Annotated in this window: 18 protein-coding genes; 6 read left to right on the top strand and 12 right to left on the bottom strand. The window is 56.3% G+C overall.

Features of this window, described 5'->3' with window-relative positions:
• Positions 1-116: 116 nt before the first annotated feature.
• Both ACZ5EH_RS04000 and ACZ5EH_RS03995 read left to right on the top strand, forming a co-directional pair.
• Positions 117-1,757, top strand: a complete 1,641-nt coding sequence (locus ACZ5EH_RS04000) for a glycosyltransferase family protein (RefSeq protein ID WP_464276844.1) — start codon at positions 117-119, stop codon at positions 1,755-1,757.
• Between the two features lie 82 nt (positions 1,758-1,839).
• Positions 1,840-2,136 (top strand): hypothetical protein, encoded by a 297-nt coding sequence (locus ACZ5EH_RS03995; RefSeq protein ID WP_464276843.1) that lies wholly within the window; start codon positions 1,840-1,842, stop codon positions 2,134-2,136.
• A 62-nt stretch (positions 2,137-2,198) separates the two neighbouring features.
• On the opposite strand, the gene hpt is transcribed toward ACZ5EH_RS03995, so the two are convergent.
• From hpt to ACZ5EH_RS03975, 4 genes are read right to left on the bottom strand one after another with little or no spacing between them, the layout of a single operon-like run.
• On the bottom strand, positions 2,199-2,729 hold the full coding sequence (gene hpt, locus ACZ5EH_RS03990) for a hypoxanthine phosphoribosyltransferase (protein ID WP_464276842.1): 531 nt from the start codon (positions 2,727-2,729) through the stop codon (positions 2,199-2,201).
• Positions 2,730-2,782: 53 nt separating this feature from the next.
• Positions 2,783-4,615, bottom strand: a complete 1,833-nt coding sequence (locus tag ACZ5EH_RS03985; RefSeq protein WP_464276841.1) for a chloride channel protein — start codon at positions 4,613-4,615, stop codon at positions 2,783-2,785.
• Positions 4,616-4,669: 54 nt separating this feature from the next.
• Positions 4,670-5,116 (bottom strand): CoA-binding protein, encoded by a 447-nt coding sequence (locus tag ACZ5EH_RS03980; protein ID WP_464276840.1) that lies wholly within the window; start codon positions 5,114-5,116, stop codon positions 4,670-4,672.
• 49 nt (positions 5,117-5,165) lie between these two features.
• Positions 5,166-6,032 carry an MBL fold metallo-hydrolase gene (locus tag ACZ5EH_RS03975; protein ID WP_464276839.1) on the bottom strand — a complete coding sequence of 289 codons (867 nt, stop codon included), beginning with the start codon at positions 6,030-6,032 and terminating at the stop codon, positions 5,166-5,168.
• A gap of 288 nt (positions 6,033-6,320) precedes the next feature.
• On the opposite strand from ACZ5EH_RS03975, the gene ACZ5EH_RS03970 reads away from it, so the two are divergent.
• Positions 6,321-7,601: an enolase C-terminal domain-like protein gene (locus tag ACZ5EH_RS03970; protein ID WP_464276838.1), complete on the top strand. Its 1,281-nt coding sequence runs from the start codon at positions 6,321-6,323 to the stop codon at positions 7,599-7,601.
• Positions 7,602-7,709: 108 nt separating this feature from the next.
• Positions 7,710-8,555, top strand: a complete 846-nt coding sequence (locus tag ACZ5EH_RS03965; protein WP_464276837.1) for an MBL fold metallo-hydrolase — start codon at positions 7,710-7,712, stop codon at positions 8,553-8,555.
• Between the two features lie 120 nt (positions 8,556-8,675).
• Here the strand turns inward: ACZ5EH_RS03965 and ACZ5EH_RS03960 are convergent, their stop codons facing one another.
• Positions 8,676-8,834, bottom strand: coding sequence for a hypothetical protein (locus ACZ5EH_RS03960; protein ID WP_464276836.1), 159 nt, complete (start codon positions 8,832-8,834; stop codon positions 8,676-8,678).
• A 461-nt stretch (positions 8,835-9,295) separates the two neighbouring features.
• Here ACZ5EH_RS03960 and ACZ5EH_RS03955 point away from each other — a divergent pair, with 461 nt between their 5' ends.
• Complete coding sequence (locus tag ACZ5EH_RS03955; RefSeq protein WP_464276835.1) at positions 9,296-9,628, top strand: hypothetical protein; 333 nt, start codon at positions 9,296-9,298, stop codon at positions 9,626-9,628.
• A gap of 11 nt (positions 9,629-9,639) precedes the next feature.
• Here the strand turns inward: ACZ5EH_RS03955 and ACZ5EH_RS03950 are convergent, their stop codons facing one another.
• From ACZ5EH_RS03950 to ACZ5EH_RS03935, 4 genes are all read right to left on the bottom strand, one after another.
• The gene (locus ACZ5EH_RS03950; protein ID WP_464276834.1) at positions 9,640-10,488 is read right to left on the bottom strand and encodes a DUF4405 domain-containing protein; all 849 of its coding nucleotides are present in this window, start codon (positions 10,486-10,488) and stop codon (positions 9,640-9,642) included.
• A 142-nt stretch (positions 10,489-10,630) separates the two neighbouring features.
• The gene (amrB, locus tag ACZ5EH_RS03945) at positions 10,631-11,836 is read right to left on the bottom strand and encodes an AmmeMemoRadiSam system protein B (protein ID WP_464276833.1); all 1,206 of its coding nucleotides are present in this window, start codon (positions 11,834-11,836) and stop codon (positions 10,631-10,633) included.
• Between the two features lie 88 nt (positions 11,837-11,924).
• The gene (locus ACZ5EH_RS03940) at positions 11,925-14,579 is read right to left on the bottom strand and encodes a response regulator (RefSeq protein ID WP_464276832.1); all 2,655 of its coding nucleotides are present in this window, start codon (positions 14,577-14,579) and stop codon (positions 11,925-11,927) included.
• A 112-nt stretch (positions 14,580-14,691) separates the two neighbouring features.
• The gene (locus tag ACZ5EH_RS03935; protein ID WP_464276831.1) at positions 14,692-15,345 is read right to left on the bottom strand and encodes a LysE family translocator; all 654 of its coding nucleotides are present in this window, start codon (positions 15,343-15,345) and stop codon (positions 14,692-14,694) included.
• A gap of 258 nt (positions 15,346-15,603) precedes the next feature.
• Between ACZ5EH_RS03935 and msrB the strand changes: the two genes are divergently transcribed.
• Complete coding sequence (gene msrB, locus ACZ5EH_RS03930; RefSeq protein ID WP_464276830.1) at positions 15,604-16,728, top strand: peptide-methionine (R)-S-oxide reductase MsrB; 1,125 nt, start codon at positions 15,604-15,606, stop codon at positions 16,726-16,728.
• A gap of 81 nt (positions 16,729-16,809) precedes the next feature.
• Here msrB and ACZ5EH_RS03925 read toward each other — a convergent pair whose 3' ends face one another.
• Genes ACZ5EH_RS03925 through ACZ5EH_RS03915 form a run of 3 tightly spaced genes read right to left on the bottom strand, consistent with a single transcriptional unit; the run spans position 16,810 to position 22,042 of the window.
• Positions 16,810-17,220, bottom strand: coding sequence for a DUF1987 domain-containing protein (locus tag ACZ5EH_RS03925; RefSeq protein WP_464276829.1), 411 nt, complete (start codon positions 17,218-17,220; stop codon positions 16,810-16,812).
• Positions 17,217-18,446 carry a response regulator gene (locus tag ACZ5EH_RS03920; protein WP_464276828.1) on the bottom strand — a complete coding sequence of 410 codons (1,230 nt, stop codon included), beginning with the start codon at positions 18,444-18,446 and terminating at the stop codon, positions 17,217-17,219. Before ACZ5EH_RS03920 ends, ACZ5EH_RS03925 begins: the two co-directional genes overlap by 4 nt.
• Positions 18,447-18,460: 14 nt before the next feature.
• Entirely contained in the window at positions 18,461-22,042 is a 3,582-nt protein-coding gene (locus ACZ5EH_RS03915; protein ID WP_464276827.1) for a hybrid sensor histidine kinase/response regulator, read from the bottom strand.
• Positions 22,043-22,265 lie beyond the last annotated feature (223 nt).

Here is a 22,265-nt window from a genome sequence, read left to right as displayed (position 1 = left end):
ATAAAATAAGCCTGCCACGTAGTTCCTGTCAAGGCGTGCCGCCATCTGTTGTCACTAGAAGCAAAGGCGTTTAGAAGGGGGAAACGTCTTCAGCATCAGGAAAATCAAACGTTCAAATGAAAATTTGCTCTCTTTCCCAATCCATTGGAAAAGCCCTGCAGGCCCTGGGGCATGAAGTTTTGATCCTGCATCAGTACGAGTTGCCACGGGTTTTGGACATTGCAGCCGAGCTCAGAAAACGGAATTTTGCGCCCGATCTGTTGTTTCAGGAAGAGCTCCTGGGTGAAAGGGTGCTTTTGCAGGGGCTCAAGGAGCTGGATTGTCCAAAAGTCTACTGGTCGGTGGACACCCATTTGAATTTGTTCTGGCATGAGTGGTACACAAAGCTATTTGACGGGGTGGCCACGCCCCATGTCTCCTTGCTCAAAGAGGCGAATTGCATCGACAGGCCAGTGTTGCGACTGGCGCGCGTATGCAGCGGGCGCCCCTGGAAATCTTTTGGGGAGCGCGCCAGAGACATAGGATTTGTAGGGCGTATCACCAGGCAACGCCCCCGCCGGAAGTGGCTGTCGGATTTTTTGCTGGATGGCTACGACGCCGCGGTTGCCCAGGACATGAGCCTGGCCGAGATGTTTGCGTTCTACTTGGATTCACGTTTGGCGCCCAATGAAAGCATCATGCAGGAGGTGAACTTCAGGCTAGTGGAAGCGGCGTCTTGCGGTTGTCTGGTCCTTTCGCCCCCGGTGGGCGAAGATCAGGATGCGCTTTTCGAGCCTGGGCGCGAGTTCTTGGAGTTCCATGACGTGCTCGAACTGAAGTCCCTGCTTGATTATTATACTGTACATACCGCCGATGCAGAGAAGCTGGGGCACGCTGCCTGGAGGCGGTTTCAGGCAGAGCATTTGCCTGTGCACCGCGCCCAAGCCTTGCTTGATTTTGCAAACGCCCTTCCTGCCCGAGCGGCTAAAGGCATTGAAGCGGAAAGCATTTTCGGGGTTGTTCTCTGGCGTCTATACAAAGGAGGGCGGATCGAAGCCGCACCACAACGTCTGGACGATTATCTGCGGCGCATGCCCTTGAGTAAGGATGTTTTTCTTGCCCTGGTTGGCCTGCATGTTTTCGAAGGACGTTTGGATGCTGCCATGGCGCTTACCAAAAAGGCGCTGGCAGCCAGAAGCTGGCAGGAATCCCTGTGTTGCAATGCTGCCGGCAGCGCGGTGGCGCTGCTTGCCGGGGATCATGAACTGGCCCTGGTGTTCTGGTACCGCCATTGCAAGCTCAATAAAATAAAGCCCGTGAAGCCTGCCACAGGGTGCTCCCTGATGCTTCTTTGGGCGCGTGAGTTCGAAAAGGCGGGACGTGTCGTCCGCCATGGTGAAATGATAGCAGAGAGGGCGATTATCCCGGATACCGCCTATGAATGCCTGGTTTTGGCAAAGCAGCTCGGACAAGGCGGGCCCGAAGGCCTTGAAGCGGTCATCGCCATGGACAGGCTTTTGGGCAAGGATTCTCGACTGGACTCCTACCGCCGTGAAATCCTCGATTTTTTAAAAGAGCTGCACCCCCAGGATTGGCGCATGGCTCTGGACATGGCCGGTCTTGAATTGCGCGCGTTTCGTATGCAACAAGGGGTGGAGCTGGCAACCCTGGCGGGTGAACTGGCAGCAGCGGACAACCAGAGCCGCGCCTTTGCGGCAGCCCTCAAATCGATGGACCATAGTGGGGCGCTGACCCGCCTGCTGCACGCCGCGGATTGACTTGTGGTCTGGCAGCCCGTAAAAAATAGATAGGGAGCAAATACCCTGGTGCCCATATTTCATGTCCCGAGGAGGCGTTTTTATGAGAGTCATGGAATACAAGGCCGAGCATACAGCCGGTTTCGGTAAGTTCTGGACGGTTTTTATACCCGTAGGCAAGGGGGTTGAGAACCTGCCCCAAAACGTGCGCGAAGAATTGGGGCAGTTGTATCCGGAGGCCGAGTTGGATGTGGAGAGCGACCGGTTCTTGAGCGATGCGCAAAAGCGCCAGATACTGGACGCCATCCACAAGCAGGGCTTCTACGCCGAAGAAGTGACCATCAAATTCGCTTCGCCAGCCTCGCTTGCAGATGATGACGATGTGGAGCTGGAGATCTGACCGGGGGCGGTCCCCACGGACACCCAGGTCAGGAAGTCAGGCCAAGATATCGGGAAAGGATATCAGGAAAAGACGAGTTCGTAGATGGCGGGCAGCTCGCGGTAGCGTTCGGCATAGTCCATACCGAATCCCACCAGAAAGCCTTGCTCGATGTTGAATCCTTCGAAATCTATTTTGATGTCGTGGGCTCTGCGCTCGTGCTTGCTGATAAGGCTGCAAACGGCAAGGGCTTTTGGGTTTTGCAGCATCAGGGCATTGTGCAACACCTGCATGGAAAGCCCCGTGTCCACGATATCTTCCACCAGCAGCACACGCTTGCCTTCCACGTTGATCTGCTTTTGCTCCAGAATTTGCACCTGCCCGGAGGTGCTGGTGCCGGAACCGTAGCTGGAGGCGCGCATGAATTCGACATTCATGGGTTCTGCCAGTTGGCGCACCAGGTCGGAAAAAAAGAGAAACGCACCTTTAAGTACACAGACGGCGACCAGGGGTTCCCCCTGCCGCCAGGCTTCCACTTCTTGCGCCATTTCAGTGATGCGTTTGGCGATGGTGTCCTTATCCAAGACCAGATGCAGCGTTTCCTTGCCTTCCATGACGTCTCGCTCCTTGTCTGGCCGTGTTCCTCGAAAAACCCTTTTATCAACCGTCAGAGCCGGGGCTTTGAGAGAATACGGTCTTTAAGTACTTTTTCTCTATATGCCTGCAGAAAATCATCTCTTTTCAATACACCGACCAGCTTGCCCTCCTGCCTGGAGGAGACCACGGGCAGTGAGGAAATGTGCAACTGGTTGAAGTAGCGCAGCGCTTCTTCCAGGGAATCCTGAGGCTCCAAAGTGGCGGGGTTGCGCGTCATCAGGTCCGCAGCCACCACTATGCCCGCCAGATCGCTTATTTCTCCCAGGGCAGGCTTTATGTCGCGCAGGGAGAGCATACCGACCAGCTTTCCGGCCTTGTCCACCACGGGAAAATGCGGAAATGTCGATTCAATGAGTTTTTGCACCACCTCCATGACAGGCGCGTCGATGCGCAGACTCTCAATATTGGTGGACATCAACTCGCCTGCACGCAGGGAGCGCAAAACGCCTACGTCATGCCCCCTGTATATGTCCACCCCTTGACGCAGTAATTTCATCTCGTAAATGGAATAGCCAAAGAAGCGGCGGACCACCAGTGCGCTGGTGATACAGCACAGGAGCAGCGGCAGGATGATTTGCTGGCTGTAGGTCAGTTCGAAAATGGTGAGTACTGCAGTGATGGGGGCCAGTGTTGTTCCGGCCACCACGGCTCCCATGCCGGCCAAAGCGTAATGCTGGGGCAGCAGTCCCGAATCCGGAAACAGAAGCTGCGCCGTGAATCCCACAACAGTGCCTACTGCGCTGCCCAGCACAAGGGAAGGCGCAAATATGCCGCCGCTCATGCCGGAGCCTATGCACAGGGAGCTGGCCAGTATCTTGCCCCCCACAAGGGCCAGGGCCAGAAGCAGCGGCAGGGCGCCGGTAAGGGTTTCGTTAACGGTCTCATATCCCACGCCCAGTACCTCGGGCAGGGCCAGGGCCAGCAGGCCCAGCAAAAGGCCGCCAAGGCCGGGCTTGAGCCATTCTGGAATCTTGATCCTGGCGAACAGTTTCTCCATGGAAGTGATGCTTTTGGCCAGGGTGATGGCGGCCAGGGCCGCAAGCACGCCAAGGGCCAGGTATATGAGCAGCTCCCAGTGATGGGCCATGGCGAAGCCTTCGGCCCTGAATGCCTGGAAGTCTCCCCAGAACACCCGCGAAAAAACGGACGCCGTGACTGAAGCCACAACGATGTGGCTGATATTGGCCACCTCGATATCCAGGAGGATGACTTCGATCGCAAAGAGGGTGCCAGCGATAGGGGCATCAAACGTGGCGGAAATGCCGGCTGCTGCGCCGGCAGCCAGGCAGACCCTGCGTAATTCCTGGGGCAGCCCGAAAATACCGGCCAGGGTCGCGCCTGTGGAGGCGCCTATCTGCACAATGGGGCCTTCCCGTCCAACCGAGGCGCCGGAACCGATAAGCAGGGAGGTGACAAGTGACTTCAGCAGGGTGACGCGGTGGCGCATGGTGCTACCATGTTTGGCCACGGACAGAATGACCTCTGTGACGCCTGGCCCTTTGGCTTCGGGCACCCAGCGAAAAATAACATAGCCGGCCAGAAGTCCTCCCGCGGCAGGGGCGCAGACCACCAGCCACCAAGGGGAGTCCATCACCTTATCCAGAAAAGTGCTGGAAATGTCGTAATGCAATCCGGGAAGCGCCCCCCAAAATAACCACTGGAAAAGCTCGATCATGGTGCGGAACAAGAGCGCGCCCATTGCGCCGAGAACACCGATGGCCATGGAGAAGAGCAGCAGAGAAGGGTGGAAGACTCCGGTGGTGACGAGCTTTTGGTGTATGGACGCGCCAGTACGCTTTATTGCGCTGCGCGTTTTTGATTTGGCTTTGGAAGTGGACTGCATGCCGGTCGTTATTGCGTCTGCTGTTTGATTCGCGGGCTTTTGTCAGCGCCCGCATCAGGAGTTGTCGGCTTTTCCGGCTGGCAGCCGCATGTGCTCGATCTTGGTGCATTTGTTCATCACCACATCAAGTCCGGCAGCCCTTGCTTTGTCCGCGGCGTCATTGTGGGCCAGCCCCAGTTGCATCCAGACGGCCTTTGCCCCCACTTCTATGGCCTCGTCCACAATGGCGGGAATAGCGGTGGGGCGGCGGAAAATATCCACCATGTCAGGAACCTCTGGCAATGAGCGCAGGTCAGGATAGCACGGCTGCCCCAGGACTTCCTCACAGGTCGGGTTTACGGGGTAGACCCGGTAGCCCTGGTCCATGAGGTACTGGGCAACCCGGTGTGAGGCCTTGGTGGCGTCGGTGGAAAGGCCGACCACTGCAATGCTTTTTGCCTGTCGCAATATCCGGACAATGTCGGTATCACTGGCATTTTCCCTGGGAAATTCACAGTCCATGGCGTTCTCCCTGTTGTTTTACTGGTGCAAAAGTACTGGATGGCGTGGATTACTGGTAATCCAGCACCAGGCCCACACCGGCCTCGCGCACGGGCAGGGTGTGGGAAAGGGCTATCTTTGCCGCCAGGTCCGTACAGTGGCAGGCGTGCAGCGCATCCAGCCCCAGTCCTGCAAGATAGGCTGCGGTTGCTTCCAGCCGATGGGCAGGCGCGTCCAGCAGGTGCAGCCCCCCCACTATATCGGTGATGGTGTCCACCCCGGTCAGCTCGCAGGCGTGGGCTGCAATATTGCAAATGCCGGCATGGGAGCAGCCGGTCAGCAACACCACTCCCTTGTCCCCTATCCAGGCAAGGGCGGTGTCGTCTTCAAGCGTATCGGGTACGTTTTTGGAATCGCCAGTTGCAGCAACTCCAAGAGGCGGTGTGTGCTCGAATTCGAAACGGCGGGGAACCTGGCCGAGAAAAAGCAGTTTCTCGCTGAGCCAAAGGGGTTCACTGCTGAGGCGCAGCCTGAAATGGCGTTCCAGCATGGCAGGGGGGAGCATGCAGCCGATCTCCACAAGGCTTCCCTGTTCCTGAACCTGTTTGGCGTCCATGGCCAGCGGGTGCGCCACCAGTTCGGGGGGTGTTTGACCCGTGGTGGCGGGCAGCAGGCCCTCCATGACCGCTTCATTGCGACGTGTAAGCAGATGGCTGAGCCCCCAGCTGTGGTCCAGGTGCCCGTGGCTGAGGACAACACGCTCCAGCTGTAGCAGGTCTTGCCCCATTTTGGCGGCATTGGTCAGGAATATATCGGAATAGCCCGTGTCGAGCAGCGTGCGCTGCCCTTCGTGTTCGAGTAGCAGGCAGAATCCCGGCTCGGCCAGAAAGTACCTGTCAGTAAGGGTGCAGTTGTCTACGAGAATTGTGGCGCGCATTTATACACCTTACCATGCGCCATTCCCGGGTGTCACCCTCCAAAAGACCGGGGCGAAAGGGAGTGAGAAGAGGCGACAACTATGGACAAGTTGTGGTATGGTGATTAGCATAATAAGTTTGGAATGTTATGTGTTGTGATGATGCGTCATGAAGACGCGTCTGGAAGATGTAAAGAATTTTGAATTTCAAGCAAAGTAGCCATCATTTTGAACAAGCAGACCGCATCCAAAGCCTGTACCTCTCGCGTTGTTTCGATGCGAATTGTCCCCGTTGCGGGGCATGACAGCATGGTCTTGAATCTCAGTGGCGCCCATGCGCCGTACTTTTCCAGAAATATCATTATATTGCAGGATGATGACGGCAGAACTGGCATAGGAGAGGTGCCAGGGGGCGAGCGAATCAGAAAAACCCTGGAAGCCGCGGCCCCGTTGGTCCTGGAAACACCCCTTGGGCATTGGAACTCCGTCCTCAGAACCGTGCGGGAGCGCTTTGCCCACCTCGATGCCAACGGCAGAGGGGAGCAGACCTATGACCTGCGCATCATGATCCATGTGCTCACGGGAATTGAGACTGCTTTTCTTGATCTGTTGGGGCAGGTTCTGGATGTCCCCATCGCCGCGCTGCTTGGAGAGGGGCAACAGCGTGAGCATGTTTCAGTTCTTGGGTATCTGTTTTTCATAGGAGACAGGAACAAGACTGATTTGCCCTATCTTTCCGGGGAGAACGCTGCTGATGACTGGGAAGCGTTGCGCCATGAGGAAGCCCTCACCCCTGCGTCTATTGTCCGCCTGGCTGCTGCTGCACAAAAACGTTATGGTTTCAGGCATTTCAAGCTGAAGGGCGGCGTGCTGTCAGGAGAAGAGGAATTCGAGGCGGTCCTCGCCCTTGCAGAACGTTTTCCCGAGACGCAGATCACCATCGATCCCAACGGCGCCTGGTCCTTGAGCGAAGCCGTGCGGCTGTGCAAAGACCTGAAGGGCGTTCTCGCCTATGCCGAGGACCCCTGTGGCGCAGAGGGCGCCTACTCAGGACGCGAAATCATGGCGGAATTCCGGCGGGCTACAGGCTTGCCCACGGCCACAAACATGATCGCCACCGACTGGCGGGAACTGCACCACGCCATACAACTGCACGCGGTGGACATCCCCCTGGCGGATCCCCACTTCTGGACCATGCGCGGCTCTGTACGTGTGGCCCAGTTATGCAATGACTGGGGGCTCACCTGGGGGTCGCACTCCAACAACCATTTCGATATTTCCCTGGCCATGTTCACTCATGTTGCCGCGGCGGCCCCTGGTGAGGTTACCGCCATAGACACCCATTGGATTTGGCAGGACGGACAACATCTGACCAAAAAACCATTGCGGATAGAGAACGGGCAAATTGCGGTGCCCACCAGCCCCGGCCTGGGGGTGGAGCTTGATATGGACGCCCTGGAAGCCAGCCATGAATTGTATTTGTCGCAAGGGTTCAGCGCCCGCAACGACGCCGTGGCCATGCAATACCTGATCCCCGGCTGGCAGTATGATCCCAAACAGCCGTGCATGGTACGCGCCGGTCAGCCATAGCCTCGTTTCTCCATGCTGGAATACCATGTCCTGTTAACAGAAGAATAGTTGCCTAATCCATGCTCTACGGTGCACTATTGCAGGAAAATAGAGCAATGGGAGCGTGACATGGCAAAACTCTGGGTGTTGCAAGACAATACAGTGAGCGGGGAAGCTCCAAACAAGGGCGCTTTGGTTAGCGCCCATGGGCTGAGCATGGCCTTGCTCACAGAAGAAGAGAAACTGTTGCTATGGGACACCGGGCCTGACGATGGTTTCTTGCGCAATGCCGCAGTATTGTCTGAGGCGGATCCCGAGCTTCCGCCACTTACAGACGCGGATCTGATCGCATGCAGCCATGGCCATTATGACCACAGCGGCGGGCTGCCGGCTCTGCGCAAGGCAGGCTGCACTGCGCCCATTTATGCGTACCCGCGCGCCCTGCATGCCCGGTATCGCAAATTGCCTGATGGCGGCAAAAGGGAAATAGGGTGGCGCGGCGGCGAAGAGGGCGCAAAACTCCATGCCGTGGGCGATGTGTTGCGACTTCTGCCTGATGTGGAAATGCACACGCACTTTCCACGTGAGCCGGGGCGATTCCAGGCCGTGGATAACTTTTTCCTGGATAGGGATTGCACCGAGCCCGATACTGTTGAAGATGACGCCGCGCTGCTGGTGGAGGGGGAAAACGGTGCGTCCGTGATTCTTGGATGCTGCCACAGCGGCCTGCGCAACACCCTGCAAGCTATGTGGCTGCGTAGCGGCGCCGCAAGCATACACACGGTCGTCGGCGGGCTGCATTTGTCAAACGCGCCTGAATACGCAGTGGAAGAAACCGTCCAGACCCTGTTGGATTATGGTGTAGAGCGCATATTTGCCGGGCATTGCACTGGCGACGCTGCACGTAAGCAGCTGCAGGAAAAACTGCCCGGTAAGGTGTTCCCACTGGGTGTCGGGCAAAAGATAGCGCTGTAGGGAAGCCTGATCTGAAAAGGGCGCGGTAATGGGTAAAAGAAGACCACCCTCCAAAAGGTTGTGGCTATGCATCCACAAAACCCCGGAGACAACAGTTGGTGGCTTCAGTTGATATGCTGTTTACAGCAGGCTTTCATCGCCGATTTCTTCGCGGGCTTTGGCCTGGTCGAAATCAAAGCGGGTAAGCTTGGGCTGGTCGCTGTTTTTGTCAGGCTTGAGCAACCAAGCACTGAAAAGAACGGCAAGCGCCAGCATAGCAATATGCAGTGCGTATTCCATCGCATCACCATCTAGCCCAGGTTCACGGGCTTTTGGCGCTGTCCGAGATTCCCCTGAAGCTGGACAGCACCCCCTTGGTTGTAGCAAAAAGCGTTCAGTGGCGAGCATGTTGAAAGCAACAGCAGGAATTGCGCCCCTTTTCGGGTGAATTCTACAAAACAGGCCAGAATGGAGCAGGAATTCCGGGGCCACGATCGCTGAATTGTACATTAGCCTTGGATGAACTTGATGGCTAAATTGGCTACGGTCGATTGCAGAGCGTAGGGAAGAAAACTTTTCTACAGGGTAAAGGGCTTAATTTTTTAGGAATGTTCGTAAAGTTGTGGATGGCGCATCTCTGAAGAACGGCAACCTCCAATGGTGACAAGGATTTTGGGGTGCTCACCCAAGCCCCAAAGCAGGAGTTTTCCACAGGGGGTAGTTTGATTTTCTCCAAATTACGCAATGAAGAAAAAAATTAAATGAAGTTGTCTAAAAAAAGTCTCGCAGATACGCGGTTGTTTTCGCAAAAAGCGGCTCCCTTTTTCCTCAAAGTGGGGCTGGCCGTGTGCTGCTTGCTGGTGCTGCCTGCCATGGGTAGGGCATGGTGTGTGTATGCCAATCCCGAGTACAGTGAGTACAACCGGCTGCTCAAAGTGGATGTCATCCGGTTTGACGTGAATGTAGGGGAAATCCGCTACTCACGTCAGTTCAGCGGGTATTACGTACGCTGTAAAAAGGGCGGCATTCCCAAGAAAAACTTTTTTGCCCGCGCCAGGGACGCACGTTGGGCGGCCTGTGATCGCTGTTATTGATCAACCGCTGTCTATTCGTTTTTCCCGGTCGCGCCAGCCTTTAGTATCTCGTATAAGTCATATGGATTTTTGCCGGCATTTGTCGCTATAGACTTGAGACTTTTGTCCGGTGCTGCCTCCACACCCTCCTTGGCCAGGGCTGCCACCATACCTTCCAGGGAGATTCCGTACGTTTGCGCCACAGTTTCCAGCGTGAGTTGGCCAAATCCCGGAGGCGGGGAATCGGGCAACCCTCCTGCCAAGGTGGACGCCGTTTCTGGCGCCAGTTCCTTTTCCAATACCTGATACACAGCCTGTGGCGTGCGCCCGTTGTCTTGGGCAATCTCAAGGAGTGTCTGGTCCAGGCTTGCCGCCTGCAGTCCGGATTCCTGCAGGGCCTTGAGAACTGCTTGCGGCTCCCACCCCATTTTTTTGGCAAAGACGTTCAGGGAAGAAAGTTCCGCATGGCCATAGGGCGGTTCACCATATTTTTTGGAGAGATCTTCCTTGATGGACTCCGCGAAGTCCAGGACTGTGGAAAAGGGGGGGATTCCCAATAAAGTGCCCGCAGTGAAAACAAAAGCCAGCAGCAAGGCTCCATTCATTTCCCTGGTGAAGAACGTGAGTTTTTTTGCCGCGTTTTGGAGGTATTTGAGGATGGGCTTCCAGTTGTAGTAAAGATGCAGCAAGAGGGCCATGAGCATGAGTATGCCCAGGTTGATATGTATGTCTGTCCACTGGGTTTTGCTGAGACTGAGGAAACGCCAGTCAGACCAGTAGGCGACACGACCGTGTGGCGTTATGTACAGCACAACACTGGTGATTACGACGAGAATGAAACTGACAAAAGCCGTAAGTGAAGTCAGTCGCCGGATGTTCATAGCCCCCCCTTCGTTCCTATGAAGCACTGCCGAGACGGCGCAATTGCGCATGTACGGTCTTGTATTCTACCGTGTCAGGATATCACGTATTCTCGTCCGCTATCAAGAGCGTATGCAATAGGTACCCCTGAGTGGGGCGTTATCAGTCCATGGTGAAGGTCATGGCGGCATAGCTCACGGCCGAGGAAGTCGGCTCTTCGTTCCATATCTCATAGCCCAGCTGGTTGCCGCTGCAGTCGGGCAAGACCTCCAGCATGGTGGCCAGAGCGGAGAAACCGCAGACATTATACTTGTCGCGGACACGCATGGATTCCTCCCAGAAGGCGTCGGCGTCGCAATCGCAAAGCGCATTCAGAAGCTCGCGGTCATGGTTGCGTGTTTCGCTTTCCAATTCACGGGCGGTCTCCTTGTGCCCGAATTTTGGCCCTACATGGCAAAAATCCACGCCTGCCACGAGAAGGGTGCCGGGATCGTCCACCGCCTTGCGCAGTTCTTCAAGAAAGGGGCCGGCCGCATTCACGAATGCCTCGCGGGTGTAGTCCTCCATGCCGTAGAGCAGGGAGCCGCACAAAATAGGCACGAGTTTGAAGGGGGTGGGCAAAAGATGCTGCAGGAAGAGCAGTTGAAATTCTATGGAATGTTCGGAACGATGGGCAAAGTCATCTGCCGTGGCCGCGTTGCCGGCTGCCTCGGCCAGGCGTTGGCTCAAGTCGGTATCGTTTGCAATGGAGCCTAGCGGTGTTTCGAATGTCTTCTGGCTGAAGGAAAACATTCCGCCCGTCATCTGGTGCCCCACACCCAGGACAATGACCCGTTCAGGCTGCGCCGGAGGCAATGGCGCGTAGGCGCGGGCATAGACGCCGGCGCCAATGCCGGGATCAATGTGCGGGGCGACAATGGCCTTGATCCGTCCCTGTGTGTTGGGGTTGCCGCCTAGCAGGGTTGCCTCGAGCCAGGCGCGGATTTCTTCGGGGTCACCGGGGTAGGCGCGCCCTGCCATGATATACGGGCGGCACGGGTCCTCCACAAAGTCGTTCACAACGTCTTCCTTGGCTGTGAAAAAGGCTGGAGACGCCAGGAGATAGGCCTGATCCAACTCGTTGACCAAAGCGGTGACCTGCTCGGTGGTGATCTGCTCTCCCCCGGCCTGTTCGGACACGGTGGCCTGCAGGTCGCTGATGGTAGCCCCTGGCTTGAGGTTGGCCATGAGGTGGAAAAGAGGCATGGGGATTCCCTGCCCTTCACGGACGAGACCCAGGGGGTCGCGCACCATCACAAACTGTTGCCCTTCATGTTCTATGGGAATGTAGTCAAGGTCGTTGCGTAGCGGCGGCAAAGGCTGGGACATGGGGCGTCACTCCCTGATGGCGGCCTGTACCGCCTGGTGGCATAGTTGATTCCAGATGCTTGGCATCGTCTTAACAAACGGTCTCTTTTTACGTGCTCTGGCCCTTTCCGTCCAGGATCACGGCGCGGGTAACGAGACTGCGCAGTTCATGCAGCCTGAACGGTTTCGCCAGGGAATAGGTCGGCGCGGCATCATCCTTGTTGGCGGCAAGAGAAGACGGTGCACTGAACTCGTGTTCGTTATCCGAAGCAAGCAGTATCCATGGAATATGCTTGTTGCGGCTCATTGCTCTGGCCTCCCGCAGCAGTGCTTCGGCTTTGATGATCGGGTTGTCGCAATCGCAGATCACGCAATCCACTGTCAGCTCCTGCAACGCATTAAGGGCATCCTGAGCGTCTTGCGCTTCCTTGATGCGAGTGCACCCCAGTTCTTGCAGCAGCTTGCGGATAATGGTCCTGCTTATGGCGGATTCGTCGATCACCAGAAACAAGGGATCAATAGAGCACTCGCGAGTAGGCTTTCCTTTTGGCGTCCCCATTTGCGCCAGGGTCTCCAGCAGTTCGCCACGGCGGAATGGCTTGCTTAACAAGCCGTTGAACCCTGCCTCTTTGCAGGCGGTTTGGTGTTCATCCAGGGCGCCCGCGCTGCAGGCGTAAACAGGGGTGGAAGTGCGCGAGTTTTTGGTTTCGATGTCACGGATGCCCTGCAGGGCTTCAAAACCGTCCATGATGGGCATTTGCAGGTCCAGCAGCACGACATCGAAACTTTCATCACGGAAAAGCGCCAGGGCTTCCGCCCCATTTGTGGCGGTACGCAGCAAATGCGGCGTCAGCTTCAAGAGCTCGGAGATAAGGGTCAGCGTCATGCTCGAGTCGTCTGCAACCAGGATACGCAGGGGCTCCAGGTTGCGGTGGCGCTCCAGTAAGTCGTTCATGTCGTCATCATGCTCGCGTTTGTAGGCAAGCACTTCCTCATCGCGGGCCAATTTTAAAGGCAACGCCACATGGAAGATGCTTCCCTGTCCTGGTGTGCTGTCGACCCAGATGCGGCCGTCCATGCGTTCTGTAAGATGGCGGCAGATGGATAGACCAAGCCCGGTGCCGCCAAAACGCCTGGTGGTCGAGGCGTCTGCCTGGGTAAAACGCTCGAAGATGGATTCATGCATTTCCGGTGGGATGCCAATGCCAGAGTCCTGTACGCACAGGTGCAATACGTCCTCTCGCACCCCTTCTGCGCTGGGAAAGTGCAGCAACTCCAACTGGCAATCTATGCTGCCGGATTCGGTGAATTTGATGGCGTTGCCAAGGAGGTTGAGCAGAATCTGGTTCAGCCTGGCCGGATCGCCTTTGAGTACTTCAGGTACGTCGTCCGCAATTGTGCAGGTAAGCTCCAGCCTTTTTTCCTGGGCGCGCAGGTGCATTACATCACAGGCTTTACGGAGCAGATCCCGTGGCGCAAACGCGATTTCCTCAAGGTCGAGCTTGCCGGATTCGATGCGGGAAAGGTCAAGGATGTCGCTGATCAGTTCCAGAAGGTTTTCGCCGGCGCTGCGGATAATGGACACATAGCGTTTTTGGTCCTGGTTGAGCGCCCCTGACCAGAGCATGTCGGCCATGCCCAGGATGGCGGTCATGGGTGTGCGTATTTCATGGCTCATGGAGGCCAGAAATTCGCTTTTCGCGAGATTGGCCGCATTGGCCTGGCGGGAAGCCTCGAGCAAAGCGACTTCGAGGCGTTTGTATTTTGTCGTATCCACTATGATGCCGATAACACCGCCCGTGGATCCATCCGCCAGATGAAATATCGCTTTTTTGAAAAGAACGTGGCGGTTGCTGTCGTGCTGGGTCATGAGTGGCCCTTCGTACTCCTGACGCCCGCCACGCTGCAGCAGTTCCTTGTCTCGCCTGTCATAGATGGAGGCAAAGTGCTCGGGCCAGCATTGAAAAACGGTCTTGCCGACAATTTCGTCCTTTTCTCGTCCGACGAATTCGCAAAAGGCCTGGTTGCACCCAAGGTATATGCAGTTTGTATCTTTGTAATACACAGGCGTTGGGATGGAGGAGAGCAAAGTCTCCATGAACATTGTCTGGTTGATCAGCGCCTGTTCGATGCGTTCTCGTTCTGCGATTTCTCTGCTCAGCCGGGCATTGGCTTCGCGCAAGGCAGCGGTTCGATGCTCCACCAATGCTTCGAGGTCCTGTTCGAAACGTTCGTTTTCCTGCTCCAGGAGGTGCTTGGATTCCAGTGCGCGAGCATGGCGTGCGGCGCTGGAGACAGCCTGGAGCAAGCGGTCTTTGCCCACAGGTTTGGGGATGTAGTCGAATGCTCCTTTGCGCAGCGCCTGGGCGGCGTCATCCACATTTGGCACGCCACTGATGCAGACCACGCAACAAAACGGACTGAGCATGCTGACGTGATCCAGGATTTCAAGGCCGGAAGCGTCGTCAAGCACCACGTCGGCGACAATGACATCGAAATCCTGTTGCTGCAGTGCCTCCAGGCCTGCAGCAAGCGACGCAGCCATGACGACTTCGCAGCCGTTGTGCACGAGGATGTGGCGAAAGGATTCCTGGAGACCGGGTTCGTCGTCCAACAAAAGAACCCGGATAGGTGGTGATAGGCCCTTCAAAAGCGAGTTGCCGGCAACGCCTGGCCGCAATGCAGAACCACGATCCTGGCCCGATCGCTGGCCCTTTCTCGCGTATTGCAGGCCGCGGGAATTGGCTCCGGCGTTTTTGTCCATGAAGTGATCCCGTTATGCTGCTTCTTCAGCAAGAAGTTGGTGGGGCTCGTCTGGGGGCTGCTGCGCAGGGGGTATCACAGCATGCAATGGAAGTGAAGGCAGGGAGAGATCCTTACATCCGGCGGAAAGCGTCCCACGCGCTCCATGCCCCTGCTGCAAGACAGGCGCATGCGCCGCCGCGTCTGAGTATTTTGCCTCTTGAGGCAATGCCCCCGGCCAGGCCGACCTGGCGTACAGACCCGGCAGCCAAGGCGAAGGAAAGGGCATTGAAAAAGGAGAGCACGAGAAATGTGCTGCCCAGCAACAAAAGCTGGGGCGCTACGGGATACTCGTGCTGCACGAACTGGGGTAAAAAGGCGACAAAAAAAGTGATGGCTTTGGGGTTGAGCGCTGTCACAAGCCAGGCCGTGCGCATCATGGATCCCTTTTCGGGGGGCGCCCCTAGGGATGATTCCGGGGTTTTCTTTTCAGCGGTGGGGCGCGTGCTCTGCTTCCATAGTTGCACCCCCAGAAATCCCAAATAAATGGCGCCCAGGAGCTTGAGGACGGTGAATAAAACGGCCGATGCAGCAAGCAGGGCGGAAAGCCCCAATAACGAAAGCCCCATGGCGGTGAAATCCCCCAGCACCACGCCCGCGGCGCAATGCAACGCAGCCCGGCGGCCGTGCCCCAATCCATATCCGATAACCAGCAATACCGTGGGGCCGGGTATTATCAGTAGCAGTACGCTGGCAAGAATAAATGCGAAATAGATATCAAGTGGCATGATTTCTTCCTGGGGTGGACACGATTGCTGCACGTACTGTTATCCAAAATGCCCTATTCCACAAGATAAGCTTGCCCTTCTGCCTGTAATACTTATTTCAGGTACAGGGGAGTCAGATTCTGCGCAGTGTGAAACAGTGCTGCAACATGGCTTTTTCTGAACCCCATCGACATCCTTTTAGGGAATTACGCATGAGCATCAAGGCTTTTCCAAACCCGGCATGCTCTAACAGTGAGGTCCGTCATCATGAAAAGCATCATGGTTTTATTCATAATGATCTGGGTGATGGCCGTGCCGGCCTTTGCCGCATCAGGGAGTAATGAAATGAGCGATACAAAATACAAGGAAGCGATCTTTGCCGGAGGCTGCTTCTGGTGTGTGGAAGCAGACCTGGAAAAAGTGGATGGCGTTGTGGATGTTGTTTCCGGATATACGGGAGGGCACGTGGAAAATCCCGATTATCAGGAAGTCTCCTCTGGTACGTCCGGGCATCTGGAGGCAGTGCGCGTCCGCTATGACCCGGCCAAGGTGCGGTATGAGCAGTTGCTCAACGCCTTCTGGCGCAGCATCGACCCCACAGACCCAGAGGGGCAGTTTGCAGACAGGGGCGAGCAATACACCACCGCCATCTTTTATACTGACGACACGCAAAAGCAGCTTGCAGAAGAATCCAAGAAGGCTCTGGAGGCGACCAATCGATTGAGCAGGCCGGTGGCCACGGCAATTCGCCCTGCCACGACCTTTTACGAGGCCGAGGAATACCACCAGGATTATTACAAAAAGAATCCCTTGCGCTACAAAGGGTACCGCTTGTTGTCCGGAAGGACAGGGTACCTGGAACGAACCTGGGGGGATGAACCCCTGACCACACCGATTGTCTCCACCGGAAGCGGGGGCAGTGTCTCCACCACGACCGGGGGGGCAAAAGAAAATGGCAAAGCCGCCTATGTGAAGCCTCCGGATGATGTGTTGCGGCAGGAACTCAGCGACCTGCAGTATCGCGTCACCCAGAAAGACGCCACAGAACCGGCTTTTCACAACGAATACTGGGATAACAAGGAACCAGGAATATATGTGGATGTGGCTTCAGGTGAGCCCTTGTTCAGCTCCACGCACAAGTATAAGTCCGGCACGGGGTGGCCCAGCTTCTACAAGCCCCTGGTGGACGAAAATATTGTGGAGCATGAGGACAGGTCGCTGTTCATGACGCGGACAGAAGTCCGCAGCAAGTATGGCGATTCCCATCTTGGGCATGTCTTTGATGACGGGCCCGCGCCGACAGGTCTGCGCTATTGCATAAACTCCGCCGCGCTGCGGTTTGTGCCGGCAGAGGAGCTCGAGGCGCAAGGATACGGGCAGTTTAAAAAGCTCTTTGAGAAATAGGTACGCCAGTACCGTTGATGCTGACAAAGGGGAAATGCCGGTGGTGTTTCCCCTTTTTTCGTGCCTGCAGGATTGGATACCCTAGAAATCAGGCAGGTCGGGAACTTCCAGCATCGTGAACGGTACGTGTTGCAGGTCTTCCTTGAATTCTTCACCACACTCGTGGGCGGACTCGTTTTCAGGGTGGTAGCGCCAGGTTATGGAGGTTTGCAAGCCTTTTGCCGCGGCCTCGTCCAGCATATCGAAAAGCATCATGAAGACCTTTGAGCTGGAGCTGTTGAGGTAGATGATCTCCAGTTCCAGGCTGAAGGACGCAGGGGTACCGGTTCCCATTTCCTGGATGGCTTGCTCCATGCCGTCGAAAAACGGCTGGTAGAACTGGCTGGCGTTTTCCGGGTAGGAACTTCCCTTGAGCATTGCTGTCCCTGACTCGATATCCAGATTGATATACGGCGTGCTGCGGGTAGCTTCTACGACAAATGCAGTGCTCATTGCCCCCCCCGGGGTGTTATGGTGAACCCGATTACTGTAACATCATCAACCTGAGGTTCGTCCTGTTTATACGCCTCATATTCCTTTTGCAGTAAAACCTGTTGCTCTGCAAACGGCAGCATGTGGTGCTGCAGTATGAAGTCACGAAAGCGGCGTTTACCGAAACTGAACCGTCGCTGCCCGCCGAGTTGGTCAAGGTAGCCATCCGTGGTCAGGTAGAATCGCTGGCCGGGGCGCAAAGGGATGACGTGATTTTCAAACTGGAAATCCGGGTCGGAGGAGCGGTACCCCACGCTGTGGCGGTCGCCCCTTATTTCCTGCACCTCGTTATTTTCCACAAGGAACAGAGAAATACGGGCGCCGGCGAATGTCAGGGTGTTTTGTTGCTCGTCAACATGACAGATACCGATGTCCAGTCCGTCATCAGCAAGGGGGCTGGTCTGGCGTCTGGAGAGCGCGGCCTTTATCATCCGGTTGAGTTCCATCAGCGCATCTGCGGGCACGCTCTTACCGAAGTCATTTATGACGCGGTCCAGGCTGCTGCCTGCAAGCATGGTCATGATAGCGCCGGGAACGCCATGGCCGGTGCAGTCCATGATGGCCCAGTAGAAGCTGTCCTGCTCCCCTTCGAACCAGAACATGTCGCCGCCGATGATGTCCTTGGGCTTCCAGATCACACACCAGTCCACGATGTGGCGGGTGATGTCCTCTGGCCGGGGCAGAAAGGAGCGCTGGATGCCTTGCGCGTATTCTATGCTCTCCATGATTCTGTGGTTGGCGGCTTCGAGCTTCTTGTTGGAGTCTGATAACCGCCTGGTGAGCTGCATGCGCTTGTCCATTTCCTGCTTCAGGGCCAGAACGGCACGGATGCGCGCCTGGACAATGGGGATGCGGAAAGGTTTTGTGATATAATCCACGGCGCCCAGCTCGAGACCTTTTGTCTCGTCTTCCTCTTCACTCATGGCCGTGATGAAAATGACGGGAATATCTTTGGCCTGCTCGTGCTGCTTCAGCACGCCGCATACCTCGTAGCCGTCCATCTCCGGCATGATGATGTCCAGCAGGATGCAGTCGGGAGGGGTGTCCGAGGTTGCGATGCGGACAGCGTCTTTACCGTTGGTGGCGACGCTAATGTCATAGTCTGCGCCGAGACTGCCCCCTAACATGGTGATGTTGGCGGGTTGGTCGTCAACGATGAGTATTTTTGGTTTGGGAGCGCTGCTCATTGTTGTCTCCAGGCTCAATCCTGCAGGCTGACGCCTGCGTCCTTGGCCAGTGTACCGAGCTCTGTACGTGCTGCAGTGAAGTTGAAAGAGGCCACAGCAGTTTCCAGAGCCGCATAGTTTTCAGGAGTGGTTGCGGCGCGGAGCAGGGCTTCGTGCTCCTGCAAGGTCTGCCCTGCGGTAAAAGAATTTTGGGCTAGCTGGCTGTCCAGTTCGCGGAGGGCTGCCTGCAATTTTTCCGGGTCTGCCTGTGAAGAGGGGGCGGCGGAGTTCGGTGTGTCGGTGGTGGCGAAATACTGGTTCAGTCCCTCCATCACAGTACCCAACGCCTCGGTGCAGGCCGGCAGGGCGTTCTTTGCCTTTTCCACATCCTGTGGGGTGGGCGTCTCGGCCTTCAGGGCAAGCTCCACTTCCTTGGCAAGCTCATGAAGCTCGTTGGCGGCTATGGCGCCGGCAACGCCTTTCAGTGCGTGGGCCTCGTGGGAGCACTGTTTGTACTCCTGGTTCTGGAACAGAGATTCCAGCTTGGCGTCATATTGCTGGAAATCGCGGGCAAAATCCTTGAGCAGCCTGCGGTAGAGCGAGGTGTTGCCCTGCACGCGTTTGACGCCTGCTGCAATGTCGATTCCCGGCAGGGATTCGGGCAGCCGCTCTTGTTTGTGGCGGGGAGCTACCGGCCTTGGTGTCTCTGCGTCTGCGGCGGCATCTGCGGCAACCGACCCCTCGGGCAGGAGATCGGCCATGGCCGCATAGAGGGTGGGGGCCTCGATGGGTTTGGGCACATGGGCGTCCATGCCCATTTCCAGGCAGCGCTTCTTGTCGGACTCCATGGCATGGGCCGTCATGGCGATGATCGGTATGTCATTGGGCACGGACAACGCCGGATGCTCTTTGGACGTGCCTGCCAGGCGGATAAGGCGAGTCGCCTCATAACCGTCCATGACGGGCATCTGCACGTCCATGAGAATCAGGTCGCAGGGCATGTGCTGCAAAAGCTCCAGGGCGCGCTCGCCGTTTTCAGCTTCTATGACTCGCGCACCTGCGTATTCCAGAATTTCACGGGCGACCTGACGGTTGATCTCGATGTCTTCCACCAGAAGCACACTGGCGCCGGAAAGTCGCTTCATGCTCTCCTGGGCGGCTGCGTCAGAGGTGGGGCCTTGCTCGGAAATCGCCAGTTCGCTGGAGCACACCGCCATGATCGTATCGAAAAGATGCGAGGGGTTGATGGGTTTGTCCAGGTAGGCGCTGATTTTGATGTCTTCGCCCTTGTCCACGGCGTCCTCGCGCCCATAGGCGGTCACCATTATGATCATGGGCAGCCGTTTGAAGCGCGATTCTTCCTGGATGCGGCGCACTGTTTCGATGCCGTCCATGCCGGGCATCTTCCAGTCCATGAGCACCAGATCGTAGGGTTCCTCGGTATTGCGCAGTTCTGCCAGGGCCTCAGTCCCGCTCTTCATGGCAACGGCATTGAAACGCAAAGATTCCAGCGTCTCCACAAGGATTTGGCGGGCGCTTGCATTGTCGTCCACCACAAGCACACGCAAGCCCTTGATGCTGCCGCGGGCCTGGGGCAAGTATTCCTTTTCCTCGTCCTGTCGTTTCAGCTCCAGTCGCACCGTGAACGTACTGCCCACACCGGGTTCACTGGTGACGTCCACGCTTCCCCCCATCATTTCCACCAGGCGGCGGGTGATGGCCAGACCAAGCCCCGTGCCTCCGTATTTTCTGGTGGTGGAGCCGTCCGCCTGGGTAAAGGACTGGAACAGCCGGGGGACTACATCCGCAGGAATGCCGATGCCCGTATCGCGGACAGATATGACCAGCTTCACGTGCGCATCGGTTACATGGTCTGGAACGCTTTCATCCAGGCTGGCGCGCACCGTGACTTCGCCTTCCTGGGTGAATTTCACGGCGTTGTTCGCCAGATTGATGAGAACCTGCCCCAGTCTGAGCGGATCGCCCTGCAAGGAGCAGGGGACATTGTCCGCAATGGATGCGAAAAATTCTATGCCTTTTTCCGCTGCGCGCTGTCCAACCATGTCCGTGGTATGCTCCATGACCTCCTGGAGCTGAAAGTCAACATGCTCTATGGAAAGTTTGCCAGCTTCGATTTTGGAAAAATCCAGAATGTCATTGATGATCTGCAAAAGGGAGCGCGAAGCCGTGCGGATCTTGGAAAGATAGTCTTTTTGCTTGGGCGTGAGCGCTGTCTTCAGCGCCAGGTCGGTCATGCCGATGACGGCATTCATGGGGGTGCGGATCTCATGGCTCATGTTGGCCAGGAAATCGCTTTTGGCCTGGTTTGCTGCCTCTGCGGTACGGCGCTCCTTTTCTGCCTGTTCCCTGGCAAGGCGCTCGGTTATGTCGTGCACCATGCCCTCGATAAGCGGCGTTTCTCCCTCTTCGCGCAGCAGGTGGGCGTGCAGTTCCACCCACACAAAGGAACCGTCCTTGTGCTTGAACTGCAATTGGACATTGCGAACCTGCCCCTCTTGCTGAAGGGTCTGCATGATTTCTTCGCGTTTGGTCGGCTCCGCGTACAAAGAAGCTATGGAGCTGCCCATCAAATCCAGCAGTTCATCAGGGGTGGCATAGCCGATCATTTGGGCCATGGCTTTGTTGCAGGTTATCATTTCACCCTGCATTGTCGTCTGGAAAATACCTTCCACGGCGTTATCAAAGATACTGCGGTACTTTTGCACCATCTGTTCAATGTTGCGTCTGCTTTCAGCCAGATTGACAGTCATACTGTTGAAAGAGGACGCCAATGCGCCGATTTCGTCTGTGCGTGCAACTTCGATGCGGCTGCTCAGGTCGCCGGCGCCGATGCGTTCAGCGCCCTCCTTAATGCGGATGATGGGGGCCGAGATGTGCCTGCCCACCCACAGCCCCATGGGGATGATCAGGAGGAGCATGGCCAGGAAAATGCCGCCGGAAAGAAAGAGGATTTTTCGCTCGTATGCGCGGACTTTGGCTGCTTCTATGTCAATGGCCAAAATGCCCACACGCTTGCCTTCAGAATTGCGCAAAGGGGCGTAGCCTGTGATCCATTCCCCCCAGTCGTCCCGATAGATGCTCTCCTCCACAGTCGTCTTTTCCATGGAGTCAAAGGTCCGCTCCAGCAGCGGGCTGGGCTCCTCGTACACCTCCCCCATGTGAGCCACGCTTTCCGGATTGGTTTCGGCGTCCACCCAAAAGACGATTTTGTCCTTGAAATCAGGGAGTTGTGAGCGGCGCATGGTGTAGACGAAGCGAATGTCCGACGTGGCAGCCTTGATTTCACGCAGGACTTTGGCGATACGCAGATATTCTTCAGATCCTTCCTGATCGGGACTTACCAGTGTTTCGTGCAGATCAGTATCAACTTGCAAGGCGGCGATGCTGACGATGTCCATCAGGCGATGGCGAATGTCCTGAACGACCTTTTCCTTGGCGACCTGGTAGACCAGTGTCAGGGTGGTGCCCATTACCAGCGTTGCAAAAAGAATAAAAAAGAGGGCGAGTTTATGGTGGAGTTTCAGTCCGGAAATCCTGGTGCCGGACTGTTGCTTTTGCTGCGCCTGGTGTTCAGGGGTGTTTGTTGCGTTATCCATAGAGTTGCATGAGTTGAAGCGTTGCAGGAAAAAAAGACACTGCCACGAATGCACAAATGATAATTAAGGAATAAGCAACAGTTATTATCGTGTTTCAAATTTCCGGTCAAAGATTTGTTGCATTGTAGGCGGACCATGCGCAATAAAACCGCAAGCAGAATACAATAACCTTCTGCAATGCAAGATAATAATATGTTGAGGGCTACTTTTGGGATGAAAGAAG

Source organism: Desulfovibrio biadhensis (assembly GCF_055388615.1).
Note: the sequence above shows the minus strand (reverse complement) of the source record. Positions and strands in the feature narration are given on the sequence as shown.

Excerpts from the sequence above, each read along its gene's own strand:
- ACZ5EH_RS03915 (WP_464276827.1), bottom strand. The coding sequence starts at position 22,042 with ATGGATAACGCAACAAACACCCCTGAACACCAGGCGCAGCAAAAGCAA.
- ACZ5EH_RS03960 (WP_464276836.1), bottom strand. The coding sequence starts at position 8,834 with ATGGAATACGCACTGCATATTGCTATGCTGGCGCTTGCCGTTCTTTTC.
- ACZ5EH_RS03980 (WP_464276840.1), bottom strand. The coding sequence starts at position 5,116 with ATGGACTGTGAATTTCCCAGGGAAAATGCCAGTGATACCGACATTGTC.
- msrB (WP_464276830.1), top strand. The coding sequence starts at position 15,604 with ATGGTTTTATTCATAATGATCTGGGTGATGGCCGTGCCGGCCTTTGCC.
- ACZ5EH_RS03970 (WP_464276838.1), top strand. The coding sequence starts at position 6,321 with ATGGTCTTGAATCTCAGTGGCGCCCATGCGCCGTACTTTTCCAGAAAT.
- ACZ5EH_RS03940 (WP_464276832.1), bottom strand. The coding sequence starts at position 14,579 with ATGGACAAAAACGCCGGAGCCAATTCCCGCGGCCTGCAATACGCGAGA.
- ACZ5EH_RS03925 (WP_464276829.1), bottom strand. The coding sequence starts at position 17,220 with ATGAGCACTGCATTTGTCGTAGAAGCTACCCGCAGCACGCCGTATATC.
- hpt (WP_464276842.1), bottom strand. The coding sequence starts at position 2,729 with ATGGAAGGCAAGGAAACGCTGCATCTGGTCTTGGATAAGGACACCATC.
- ACZ5EH_RS03985 (WP_464276841.1), bottom strand. The coding sequence starts at position 4,615 with ATGCAGTCCACTTCCAAAGCCAAATCAAAAACGCGCAGCGCAATAAAG.
- ACZ5EH_RS03935 (WP_464276831.1), bottom strand. The coding sequence starts at position 15,345 with ATGCCACTTGATATCTATTTCGCATTTATTCTTGCCAGCGTACTGCTA.
- ACZ5EH_RS03995 (WP_464276843.1), top strand. The coding sequence starts at position 1,840 with ATGAGAGTCATGGAATACAAGGCCGAGCATACAGCCGGTTTCGGTAAG.
- ACZ5EH_RS03975 (WP_464276839.1), bottom strand. The coding sequence starts at position 6,032 with ATGCGCGCCACAATTCTCGTAGACAACTGCACCCTTACTGACAGGTAC.
- ACZ5EH_RS04000 (WP_464276844.1), top strand. The coding sequence starts at position 117 with ATGAAAATTTGCTCTCTTTCCCAATCCATTGGAAAAGCCCTGCAGGCC.
- amrB (WP_464276833.1), bottom strand. The coding sequence starts at position 11,836 with ATGTCCCAGCCTTTGCCGCCGCTACGCAACGACCTTGACTACATTCCC.
- ACZ5EH_RS03950 (WP_464276834.1), bottom strand. The coding sequence starts at position 10,488 with ATGAACATCCGGCGACTGACTTCACTTACGGCTTTTGTCAGTTTCATT.
- ACZ5EH_RS03955 (WP_464276835.1), top strand. The coding sequence starts at position 9,296 with ATGAAGTTGTCTAAAAAAAGTCTCGCAGATACGCGGTTGTTTTCGCAA.
- ACZ5EH_RS03965 (WP_464276837.1), top strand. The coding sequence starts at position 7,710 with ATGGCAAAACTCTGGGTGTTGCAAGACAATACAGTGAGCGGGGAAGCT.
- ACZ5EH_RS03920 (WP_464276828.1), bottom strand. The coding sequence starts at position 18,446 with ATGAGCAGCGCTCCCAAACCAAAAATACTCATCGTTGACGACCAACCC.